The sequence below is a fragment of the Microcoleus sp. PH2017_28_MFU_U_A genome, from assembly GCF_020738035.1.
In the GTDB taxonomy this organism is placed as follows: Bacteria; Cyanobacteriota; Cyanobacteriia; order Cyanobacteriales; family Microcoleaceae; genus Microcoleus.
In genome coordinates, this window is the sequence record NZ_JAEQCX010000160.1 from 1 (window position 1) to 12,268 (window position 12,268).

General features: G+C 44.1%; 6 protein-coding genes and 1 pseudogene. 4 read left to right on the plus strand and 3 right to left on the minus strand.

Annotated elements, in window-relative coordinates; all coding sequences use genetic code 11:
- From JGK14_RS31400 to JGK14_RS31415, 4 genes are all read left to right on the plus strand, one after another.
- Nucleotides 1–1,330, plus strand: a 1,330-nt coding sequence (locus tag JGK14_RS31400; protein WP_325315897.1) for a group II intron reverse transcriptase, incomplete at its 5' end; no start/stop codon positions are given.
- A gap of 138 nt (nt 1,331–1,468) precedes the next feature.
- A complete protein-coding gene (locus JGK14_RS31405) occupies nt 1,469–2,614 on the plus strand; it encodes a hypothetical protein (RefSeq protein ID WP_293327808.1) in 1,146 nt (381 codons plus the stop codon).
- Nucleotides 2,615–2,987: 373 nt separating this feature from the next.
- On the plus strand, nt 2,988–6,143 hold the full coding sequence (locus tag JGK14_RS31410) for a tetratricopeptide repeat protein (RefSeq protein ID WP_293327811.1): 3,156 nt from the start codon (nt 2,988–2,990) through the stop codon (nt 6,141–6,143).
- A gap of 199 nt (nt 6,144–6,342) precedes the next feature.
- On the plus strand, nt 6,343–7,683 hold the full coding sequence (locus tag JGK14_RS31415) for a 16S rRNA (cytosine(967)-C(5))-methyltransferase (protein ID WP_293211320.1): 1,341 nt from the start codon (nt 6,343–6,345) through the stop codon (nt 7,681–7,683).
- A gap of 217 nt (nt 7,684–7,900) precedes the next feature.
- On the opposite strand, the gene JGK14_RS31420 is transcribed toward JGK14_RS31415, so the two are convergent.
- From JGK14_RS31420 to JGK14_RS31430, 3 genes and pseudogenes are all read right to left on the minus strand, one after another.
- Entirely contained in the window at nt 7,901–10,630 is a 2,730-nt protein-coding gene (locus tag JGK14_RS31420) for a transglycosylase domain-containing protein (RefSeq protein ID WP_325315898.1), read from the minus strand.
- Nucleotides 10,631–10,786: 156 nt separating this feature from the next.
- A complete protein-coding gene (gene chlG, locus JGK14_RS31425) occupies nt 10,787–11,797 on the minus strand; it encodes a chlorophyll synthase ChlG (protein WP_293146994.1) in 1,011 nt (336 codons plus the stop codon).
- Between the two features lie 197 nt (nt 11,798–11,994).
- Nucleotides 11,995–12,162, minus strand: a pseudogene (locus JGK14_RS31430) (DUF29 family protein); the annotation flags it as partial.
- Nucleotides 12,163–12,268 lie beyond the last annotated feature (106 nt).

Genomic DNA, 12,268 nt, shown 5'->3' on the forward strand with positions numbered 1-12,268 from the left:
TGACAAGCACCAAGTCACTGAGGAGCCGTGTGAAGAGAAATTTTCACGCACGGTTTTGGAGAGCGGCGGCTCTCGTGAGAGGGTCGCCGACTTTAATCGCTCGTGTCACGATGCGATTGGAGCTATTTTTGACAACATCAGATATAAAGCCAAATATGTGCTAGACGCTGATATTGCCAAATGCTTTGACCGCATTAATCACAAAGCATTGCTTGACAAAATCAATACCTATCCACGACTGAGAAAACAAATTAAGTCGTGGCTTAAAAGTGGGGTATTAGACCAAGGTGAAATCTTTCCGACCGTAGAAGGTACGCCACAAGGAGGGGTCATTTCCCCGCTATTGGCTAACATAGCCCTTCATGGAATGGAAGAACGGGTTAAACAGTTCGTAGGTAACAACATAAACCAACGAAGAGAAATCAGTTTAATCCGATATGCCGATGATTTTGTGATTATACACAAAGACATTGAAGTCATATTAGCCTGTCAGAAGATAATTGCAGAATGGTTGAGTGATTTAGGCTTAGAATTGAAGCCAAGTAAGACAAAATTAACCCACACCCTCAATAAATACAATGGAAATGTTGGGTTTGAGTTTTTAGGATTCCATGTACAACAACATAAGGTAGGTAACTACCGAAGTGCCAAAAATACACATGGAATACCACTCGGCTTTAAGACATTAATCACTCCGTCTAAACCCAAAATCAAAGCTCATCTTGGAAAAATTGAAGAAATAATAGATACCCATAGCCACTCCCCCCAATACGCCTTAATCCAAAGGTTAAATCAAACCATCCGGGGATGGTCAAACTATTATTCAACAGTAGTAAGTAAGGAAACCTTCTCAAAGATAGATAGGCTTACTTATGACAAGTTAAGAGCATGGGCTAGAAGACGGGGAAAAGGTAGCATCAATAAAGACAAATACTGGAGGACAGTAGGCGATAGAAATTGGTGCTTCAGTACAGAAGAAGGTTTAGAGCTAGCCCAACACTCAGCAACGCCTATCATAAGGCACGTAAAAGTAAAAGGCAATGCAACACCTTTCGACGGTAACTGGATTTATTGGAGTTCCAGACGTGGAGAATACCCTGAAACGCCGACAAGAGTGGCAACACTCCTTAAAGCACAAAAAGGTAGATGTACCCACTGCGGTCTGTATTTCACACCTACAGACATCGTAGAAGTTGACCATATCCAACCCCGCTCATTAGGCGGAAAGGATGAGTATAAAAACTTACAACTGCTACATAAGCATTGTCACGACACAAAAACGGAAAATGACGGCTCCCTTAGTAAGGACTATCATAGCAATCCGTTTTGAGTTGTATCCTTAAAAAAAGGATGAAGATATCGAGGAGCGGAATGAAGCGAAAGTTTCACGTTCCGTTCTGAATGAGAGGTAGGGGTAGAAATGCCCCTATCGACTCTAACATTGCATAAATATAATTAAGGAAAGAATATGAAAGCGAATCCAGGGGGCGAAATTGCTTCAGCCGAAGTCATGGGTAGAGACAAGCTAATTTCTGATTTGTGGGGGATTTTAGAGCAGCAAAGTGTTATGTTGAGTGCCGAACGAAGGATGGGGAAAACTTCGGTAATTAAGAAGATGCGATCGGATGCTACCCCAGATAAATTGCCGATTTATCGTGACTTAGAAGATGTTAAATCGCCCATAGAATTTGTCAACACAGTCTTTCAGGATGTCAAAGCATATTTAACACGTTTGAATCGCACCACCAAGAAGACTCACGAATTGCTAACCAAATTGGGAGGAGCAGAATTTAGTGGTTTCAAGTTACCCGATATTGCTGCGCCTCACTGGAAAGAGTTGCTGATTGAAACGATCGCAGATTTGGTAGAAAATCAAGACAGCACACTCATCTTCTTTTGGGATGAACTGCCATATATGCTGCGTAACATCGGCGACGAATCGGCGATGGAATTGCTGGATACTTTGCGATCGATTCGCCAGATGTATCCTCGTGTCAGAATGGTTTATACAGGTTCAATTGGTTTGCATCATGTGATTGCCGATCTGAGAAAAGTGGGCTATACAAATGACCCGACTAATGATATGTATCCCCAAGATGTGCCGCCACTATCGGCTAAAGATGCAACTATTTTAGCACGTAAATTGCTGGAAGGCGAGAATATTTTTACACCCGATATCCAAGGAACTGCTGTTGCGATAGCTGATGAATTAAGTAACATTCCTTTCTACATCCACCACTTAATTGTTAAACTCAAATTGCGCGGTGGTTCAGGGGACATAGCAGCGATTAAAGCAATCATTGCTGATTCTTTGGATGACCCAATGAATCCTTGGAAAATGGAACATTATGCAGAGCGCATCGATAGTTATTACGATGAGAAACAGCGTCCTTATGCCAGGAATTTACTAGATATTTTGGCGGTTGCAAATCAGCCTTTGTTATTTGATGAATTGTTTAATCGTCTCAAGCAAGAGCCGGACACTCAAGACAAGGAAATTGCGAGGAAAGTGTTAACTCTTTTGCAGAAAGATTATTATATCCAAAAGAGTGATTTGGGATTTCAATTTCGTTATCCGCTGATTCAAAAATACTGGAAATCATCGAGATGTTGAGCATGGAGGGCGGGCACGGGGGCACCGCCCCTACAAATTAAAATATTCTCGTAGGGTGTGTCGCCTTGAAAAATCTATAAATTCAATCAACAATCTCAGGGCGACGCACCTTACGGCTACTTTCTCTATGTCATTGCGAGCGAAGCGTTAGCGTAAGTGATCCGAAGGAAAGCAATCGCAGAGACTAGGCGATTGCTTCGCTTCACTCGCAATGACAATAATAGTGGCAATGACCCATAACTCGCAATGACAATAATAGTGGCAATGACCAATAATACTCGCAATGACAATACTCTGACAATGACTAATAATACTTACAATGACAATACTCTGATAATGACCAATAATACTAAATAACCAACCGAATCAATCTATGAAAAATACATTTATCTCTCGATTTACTCCGAGCTTAATGGCACCAGAAACCCTCGAAGATATCTTAGTACAACGTCACACACTAGCAAATTATTTAGTCGATAAAATCCGGGATAGCGCCACAACAGATAACAAGTATTTTCAACTACTAATCGGGCCGCGCGGCATTGGCAAAACACACTTGGTTTCCCTGATTTATCATCGCGTTGCCAAGATGGAAGATTTGCAGGATAAATTGCTGATTGCGTGGTTGCGCGAAGAGGAATGGGGGATTGCATCTTTTTTGGATTTATTGCGGGGAATATTCCGGGCAATTGCTCAAGAATATCCCGCAGCATATAAAGCTCAGTTACATGATGAGGTTGAAAAGCTTTATGATTTGTCGCTGGAACAAGCTGAATATCAGGCGGCAGAATTGCTGAGAGAGTTTGTTGGGAATCGGGTGCTATTGTTGATTGTTGAAAATTTAGAGGACGTATTTAGCGGGTTGGGAGATTTTGGGCAGAAGCAGTTGAGGGCGTACATTCAAAATCATTCGTTTTTGACTATTTTGGCGACATCACAAAGTTTGTTTGATGGAGTCAAACTCTATGATAATCCTTTTTATGGTTTCTTCTATTCACATATATTAAATGAGTTTAAGGTTGATGATGCTGTAGATTTGTTGAATCACATTGCTAAGTTAGAAGGGAATACCGATTTAGCATCTTTTATTCAAACTCCAACCGGGCGCGATCGCATAAAAGTTGTGCATTACCTTTCTGGTGGCAGTCCTCGCGTGTATATTGTTTTTTCGGCTTTTCTGATGACTCCTGAATCGCTGGATAAATTGGTGGAACCGTTCATGGAAATGCTGGATAGCCTCACGCCATACTATCAGGATCGGATGAAGTATATTTCAAATCAGCAACGAAAGATAGTTGACTTTTTGTGCGATCGAGGTGGTGCTGCACCAGTGAAAGAAATTGCTAAATACTGTTTTATTACTCACCAAACAGTGTCTAGTCAACTTAAAGATTTGTCGGAAAAAGGTTATGTCAAAAAAGAAGAGATTGGACGGGAATCGTGGTATGAATTGCGGGAACCTTTGATGCGTTTTTGTCTGGAGGTGAAGAAGCAGCGCAATCAACCGATTCGATTAATTGTGGATTTTATTCGGGTTTGGTATACGCGGGAAGAGTTGCAGCAGCGATTGGGATTGAGGATGGCGGATGTTGATTTTGCGGAGAAAGAAGGTCATTTTATGTATCGGCGAAATTTGGAACCGATTCCACTTGATGCTGTGATGGATCGAGAATATCATATGCGAGCGCTGGAGGCAAAAGATGAGGAAGATCCGCGTCTGAAGGCTTATTATGATGAAATTGAATATTGTCGGGAACAGAAAGATGATGTTTCGGCTTTAGCCTATGCGGAGAAGTTGGTAGCAAGTCGCGGTGAGGCAAAGGATTGGTCGGAAAATGGACATTGTTTGAATAGGCTTAAACGCCACGATGAAGCTTTGGAGTGTTTAGAAAAAGCTATTGAAATTGATTCCAATTATACGAGGGCTTGGGCTAATAAAGGTGATGTACTCAAAAATCTTAAACGCTATGAAGAAGCCTTAGTATCTTTCGATCGGCTGATCGCACTTGATCCCAATAATAAGTCGGCTTGGGCTTGGGCTATGCGAGGTAATGTACTCAACAACCTTAAACGCTATGATGAAGCTTTAGTATCTTTTGATCGCGCGATCGCACTTGATGTCAATTATCAGTGGGCTTGGGCTAATCGAGGCTGGGCACTCTACAACCTCAAACGCGATGATGAAGCTTTAGCATCTTACCATCGGGCGATCGAACTTGATGCCAATTATCACTGGGCTTGGTCTAATCGAGGCAATGTACTCAACAACCTCAAACGCTATGATGAAGCCTTAGTATCTTTCGATCGCGCGATCGCACTTGATGCCAATTATCAGTGGGCTTGGGCTAATCGAGGCTGGGCACTCTACAACCTCAAACGCGATGATGAAGCTTTAGCATCTTACGATCGCGCGATCGCAATTGATGCCAATTATCAGTGGGCTTGGCGTATGCGAGGCATTGTACTCAATAATCTCAAACGCTATGATGAAGCCTTAGTATCTTTAGATCGCGCGATCAAAATTGACCCCAATTATCAGTGGGCTTGGGCTAATCGAGGCAATGTACTCAACAACCTCAAACGCTATGAAGAAGCTTTAGAATCTTACGATCGGGCGCTCGAACTTGATGCCAATTATCAGTGGGATTGGGCTAATCGAGGTAATGTACTCAACAACCTCGAACGTTATGATAAAGCTTTAGAATCTTACGATCGGGCGCTCGAACTTGATGCCAATTATCAGTGGGCTTGGGCTAATCGAGGCATTGTACTCAACAACCTCAAACGCTATGAAGAAGCCTTAATATCTTACGATCGCGCGCTCGAACTTGACGACAATGATAAGTGGGATTGGGCTAATCGAGGCAGTGTACTCAAAAACCTCAAACGCTATGAAGAAGCTTTAGTATCTTACGATCGCGCGATCGAACTTGATGCTAATTATCAGTGGGCTTGGTCTAGCCGAGGCTGGGTACTAGATAATCTCGGCCGCTATGAAGAAGCTTTAATATCTTGCGATAAATCCATCGCACTTGGTAATAAATATTCAAATGTCTTCTTCAATCGTGCCATTGCCATTCTCGGATTAAATCGTTGGGATGAAGGCATCGTTGCCTTAGACGACGCATTCCAACGCCTCGAACATCAAAAAGAAGCTGCTTCACAAGATGCCGAGTTAATTATCAGAAACCTATTCGCAAACACGCACGATCCAACGATATCTAAAACTCACATCACTAGCCTAATTGCAGTTTACAAAAAATACAAATTTCTCTCAATCTTAGGACAGGGAATTGTGCGAAATATCCCCGCGCTAATGTCAGAAATGGCCAGCGACAAAGCCGCCCGCACTTGGTTAGAATGGTGGCAAGAACCAACCAGCAACTACGAACAATTCCAAATTACCATGCGCCTGCTGAATGCGGCTGTCCGCTATAAGGAAACAAAGGGCGACAGACGAGTTTTGTTAGAACTTCCCATTGAAGAACGCAATTTATTAGAACCATTGGTGTTGGGAAAGGTAGAATAAGAGTACATAGGATTTAGGGACTTCGACAAAGAAACCGGGTTTTTATCAAATCTTCGAGTACGAACCAAGTATTATCGTAAAAACCCGGTTTCTCGGCCCCATGCACTCCGACAAAGAAACCGGGTTTTTATCGAATTTGCGGGCTGTAACGAAGTATTATCGTAAAAAACCCGATTTCTCGGCCGCCATATCTTAGACTATGCAAAATCCCCGCCAAATAGCCTTCCTCGCACTCCGCGAAGTCCACCGTCGCGGTGCATTCGCAGACGCCGCCCTCGATCGCACTTTTCGCAATTCCCAACTCAACGACCTCGATCGCCGTTTAGTCACAGAATTAGTCTATGGTAGTGTCAGGAGAATGCGCGCGATCGACTTCATCATCGACAAACTAGCCACCAAAAAAGCCTCCCAACAACCGCCCGATCTACGTACAATCCTACATTTAGGCTTATATCAACTCCAATATCTCAACCACATTCCCCCCTCCGCCGCCGTCAACACCACCGTTCAACTAGCAAAAGAAAACAAATTATCAGGACTCAGCAGTTTTGTCAACGGCTTGCTGCGGCAATATATCCGTTTAACAGAAACCGACTTAAACCCATTAACAGTTACTAACTATAAATCATCAGTCCAACGCCTCGGAATTCTCCACAGCTTCCCCGACTGGCTAGTAGAATTGTGGAACGAACAAATAGGCGAAACCGAAACAGAACAACTCTGCGAATGGTTCAACCAATCTCCCACAATTGACCTGAGAATCAATCCCTTAAAAAGCTCGATCGCCCAAATCGAGAGTGCCTTCCAAGCCCAGAACATCTCAACCAGCAGAATCCCCCATTTACCCCAAGCATTAAGACTAAATGGCAGCACCGGCGCAATTCAAAATCTCCCCGGATATAGCGAAGGTTGGTGGACAATTCAAGATAGTAGCGCTCAATTAGTCACCCATTTACTCGATCCGCAACCGGGGGAAACCATCATCGATGCCTGCGCTGCACCGGGAGGGAAAACCACCCACAGCGCTGAATTAATGCAGGATACAGGTACTATTTACGCCTGCGACAAAACCGCTAGCCGACTCAAAAAACTTGCTGAAAATGCCGATCGACTCCAGATGAAATCTATTAAAATTCATACCGGAGACAGCCGCCACTTCCCAGAATTTATCAACCTAGCAGACAGAGTATTATTAGACGCACCTTGTTCCGGCCTCGGAACCCTCCACCGCCGCGCCGACGCCCGCTGGCGACACACTCCCGAAAATATTCAACAACAATCGCAACTGCAATCGGAATTACTAGCAAATGCAGCGACATTTGTCAAGTCCGGCGGCGTCTTAGTTTACGCAACTTGCACGATTCATCCTTTGGAAAATGAACAGGTTGTGCGATCGTTCTTAGATAGCAATCCTGACTGGCAAATCGAACCGCCAACCATTGATTTACCAGTCCAGCCATCACCAGAAGGATGGGTCAAAGTTTGGCCGCACAAGCATCAAATGGATGGCTTTTTTATGGTGCGGCTGAAACGAGATTAAATTGCGATCGGATTGAAGTCCGCAAATACATCTGCGTTAATCCGTGTTAATCTGCCATAATCTGCGGTTAAAAATTCCCAATTCCAATTCTTGCAATCAATCCAATGTACATTTAAATTGTTGGTTGGGTGGGGGCAGGTTTATTTCAATTGTTGGTACTCATTAAGGATTATTGGTGAACCTGCCCCTACACATCGCAATTGCTTGTAATTATTGCTTAATATCTCGGTTCTTGATAACGCTCTGGTTCTTGATAAGCTGGTTCTTGATAAGCCGGCTCTTTGTAAGCTGGTTCTTGGTAAGCTGGTTCTTGATAAGCTGGTTCGCGATGCTTCGGTTCGGGATTGGGATTGTAAGGGACGATCGCACCATCGTCATTCATAATCATCCCTCGAATAATCTCCTTCGGTTCGACGGGTTTCGCCTTAATACTGCCTTTGCGGCCCTCCAACTTAGGCAACTTGGGAAACTCCTGCACCGGCATTCCCTTCACAGCTTTACTCATAAAATCGCGCCAATTGTAAGCAGCAGTACCGCTAGTTCCCCCCGTCGGATAATTGTCATCATTCCCTAACCAAACCCCAGTTACTACCTGCGGAATGTAACCGATAAACCACAAATCCCGCACCTTTTCCGAAGTGCCAGTTTTACCAGCCACAGCCCGATCGCCCAAAGAAGCAGGCCCGCCCGTACCACCAGTCACCACACCCTCCAACATCCAAGTAGTAATTGCCGCACTATCCTTATCCAAAACCCGCTTCGGTTTAAAATCAGCCTTATAAATCACATCTCCCCGCTGATCGATCACCTTAGTAATTCCGTGGGCTTCAATAAAATTACCTTCCGACGCTAAAGTACCGTAAGCATTAGTTAATTCCAGCAAATTAACCTCAGACGAGCCCAAAGCTAGGGAATAAATCGGACTTAATTTAGACTTAATTCCCATATCGTGGGCTAATTTAATCGCCGGTTCAAACCCGACATCCATCAACACTCTGACAGCTACGACATTTACCGAACTCGTCAAAGCATCAGAGATCGATCGCCAACCGCTAAACTTTTTCCCGTAATTATTCGGTTGATAGCCGTCGATAATAATTGGCGCATCTTCATAGCTGTCGTAAGGCGAAAAACCCGCCCCCATAGCCGCCGCATAAACCAACCCCTTAAAAGTCGATCCGGGCTGCCGCAAAGCCTGCGTAGCCCGATTAAACTGACTGTCTTTAAAACTTCCGCCACCTACCAGGGCCTTAACTTCCCCAGTTTTAGCTTCTATTGAAACCAAAGCCGCCTGTTCAAAACCCTGACGGCGGCCATCAACATCGATCGCATCTTTAATAACTTGTTCCGCTATTTTCTGCCACTTCAAATCCACCGTCGTCTCGACAGTCAAGCCGCCCGATTCCAAAGCATCCTTAGAAACATAGCGCGGCAATTCCTTGCGAATGTAACTAGCAAAATAAGGCGCGACTACTTTAAATCGTTTCGGCTGACTTTGTTTCACTTTTATCGGTTCCGCCTGGGCTTCCTTCGCCTGAGCCTCTGTAATTACCTTCGATTCCTGCATTTGTTGCAGCACAATATTGCGCCGTTGCTTAGCAATATCCGGATTAACTAAAGGCGAATATTCGCTCGGTGCTGGCGGCAAACCCGCCAAAGTTGCCATCTCTGCCAAAGTTAATTTATCGACTGATTTGCTAAAGAAAACCCAAGCCGCATCCGCCACTCCGTAAGCATCTGAACCCAAATAAACCAGATTTAAATATCTTTCTAAGACTTGTTCTTTAGTCAACTCCCGCTCTATTTTTTGAGCTAAAAGAGCTTCCCGAACCTTCCGCTTAAGGCTTCTTTCCTGATTGAGAAAAACCACGCGGGCCAATTGTTGGGTAATTGTACTGCCGCCCTGCACCAAATCTCTGGCTATCACATTAGAAGCGATCGATCGCACAATACCTTGATAATCCACCCCGCGATGTTCGTAAAAACGGCGGTCTTCTATCGCAATAAAAGCTTTAGTCAACAGTTCGGGAATTTCCTTAAGTTTCAGCTTATCTCTAGTTGCCGGCCCCGACTGCAACAAAATCGTATTGTCAGCCGCCTTAATTGTCAGCGTCCCGTCGCGGTTAAAAGCCGACAAATCGTTAACATCCGGCAAACCTTTGTCTAAGGTGTATAAAATCCACAAACCGTAGATTAAAGCGCCACTTCCTATACTGAGAACACCTAAACCTATCCAAAATTTAGGGCGCCTGGAGAGCCGTTTTTTAGTATTTTTCTGCGGTGCGCTATCTTCCGGCGGTACAATACTTTCCTGTAGTTCGGTATTTATTTGCAGTTCGGTATTTAGCGGTGCGCTATTTTCCTGTACTTCGGTATTTATTTGCAGTTTGGTGTTCGGCGGTGCAATACTTTCCTGTAGTTCGGTATTTATTTGCAGTTCGGTATTCGGCGGTGCGCTATTTTCCTGTAGTTCGGTATTTATTTGCAGTTCGGTATTTGGCGGTGCGCTATTTTCCGGCAACTCGCTACTATGAGATTGTTCTGGTAATTTATTTCCCAGCAAACTCAAGCCCGGCCCCAACAATCTCTTGCCTTTTTCTTGCAAGCTGCTAACTTGAGGTTCAATTTCCAACCAAACGATTAAGCGCCTCAATCCTTCCCAATCGCGCTTGACTATGGGAAATTCATCCTGTTCTGAGTAGGAATATTCTGATGCTAATTCTGACTCTTCTGGAGGTTCAGCATCTTCTGATATCACATACTCCGATCGCTCACCAGTTATCCGCCCCGACAATTCAGGCGGGGATTGCGATGAGTTTAGCCCGGTGCTATTGGCAGCATTTGGCGATTCTAGATCGGAATTATCGCCTACTCCCTTAGTGACTTTACTCAATTTATCCTTGATATTTGAGAAAAATTCTGACACGTTCAGACCTTCAAACCTCATCAATTTAAATTAAAAATTAAAAATTAAAAAGGCTAACCCCCTTCAATTTTTAATTTTTAATTTGACATTTTTTCTTCAAGAAAACTGTGCATAATCTTGAGTTGTTTATTTTTGGTTAAAAATATTTAACTCAAAATTGCCAACTCAAAATTTTTCTCAACCAGCATGGCCCAGTGCCAAACCCGCTACCAGCATACCCAGTACCAGGAAAGGCTGAGCACTTGCCTGATATTTAACATCATTTTCCAGGGGATTACGCAAAAAGTACATATCCTGAAAAGTGATTTGGGGAACGATCAACAGCAGGAGAATGACAGCGTAAAGGTTTTGGTGAATGCCGATCAGGTAGCCTGCAATGCCTGCTTGAAATATGTCGATCATCAACACGCAAATCCAGGCTGCGGTGCCGATGCCAAACATCACTGGCAAAGATTTTAACCCTAATTGGCGATCGCCCTCGACACTTTTGAAATCATTTACGATCGCAATTCCCAGTCCTGCCAAACTGTAAAACAGCGTCAAAACCATAATGGTGGGATCTAGTGTACCAAACAAAGCTTGACCTGCCCACCAAGGCAGAGCAATGTAGCTAGCACCTAGGGCATAATTTCCCAACCAGCCATTCTGCTTGAGTTTCAGCGGTGGTGCAGAGTAGATGTAAGCCAAAAATGCACCGCCGAGAGTCAAAACAGTCATGATGGGGAATTCATGACCCGCCCACAAGTCTAGAGCATAGGCTACCGCAATGCCTGCGGCTAATAATACCAAAATTTGGGTAACTACTTGGGGAATCGAGATGATACCGGAGGGAATCGGGCGGTAGGGTTCGTTAATGGCGTCGATGTCGCGATCGTAAAAATCGTTCAAAGTTTGAGTGTAGCCAGCCAGCAAAGGCCCTGACATCAACATACAAGCGGAGGCGATCGCAAAATTCTCTAAATTCCAAACATAGTTTCCCGAAGAAGCCGCCCCGCACACCACGCCCCACATCAGGGGAATCCAGGTAATCGGTTTCATCAGTTGCAAGCGAATCTTCCAGATGGAAGTTTCCCCGCTAGCAGCCCCTTTCATACCCAACATTTGCCGAGTTTTGGCACTGCGGCTGTCTGCTTGAGGACTGTCTGCTGCGGTTTCTGGGGGAGTTTGGGATGGAGGAGAGTCAGACATAAGTGTGATTTTAGGGGTAATCTGCTGTTGTGTCGTTTTGCATTTTAATAATTCTGTAGAATAGCACCAATATTCCAAGCATTGTCTAGTCCACAATTTTTTAGATCCCTGACTTGGGAGAAGTTGTCGGAAATCTGGGTATTATATTTTTTGATATGGGATTAATTACGATCTGGCGATCGGGTTTTCAGACGATGCTACTTTGAGATTATTTCATCGGGCAAAAAGTTGGAATCTAGAACCTCAGTAGAAGTATAAACGGACAATTGCGGAAACGTCTCTATCGACAACCCAGTTTCAGCACTTGCTTGTTCTACTGCATCCGCATAACATTCAGCTAACACCTCTTCCAGATATGGTCTTAGACTGGGGGTGCGATTCGTTGGGTAGAAACTAACCCTGAAATGGGTAGAGGATTACCCGCAAGCTACACAAGAATCTTCTCCCAAAAGAAGAGGCTTCGGCAAGACA

Coding starts and splice junctions, on each gene's coding strand:
- JGK14_RS31415 (WP_293211320.1), top strand. CDS start 6,343: ATGCAAAATCCCCGCCAAATAGCCTTCCTCGCACTCCGCGAAGTCCAC.
- JGK14_RS31420 (WP_325315898.1), bottom strand. CDS start 10,630: ATGAGGTTTGAAGGTCTGAACGTGTCAGAATTTTTCTCAAATATCAAG.
- JGK14_RS31410 (WP_293327811.1), top strand. CDS start 2,988: ATGAAAAATACATTTATCTCTCGATTTACTCCGAGCTTAATGGCACCA.
- chlG (WP_293146994.1), bottom strand. CDS start 11,797: ATGTCTGACTCTCCTCCATCCCAAACTCCCCCAGAAACCGCAGCAGAC.
- JGK14_RS31405 (WP_293327808.1), top strand. CDS start 1,469: ATGAAAGCGAATCCAGGGGGCGAAATTGCTTCAGCCGAAGTCATGGGT.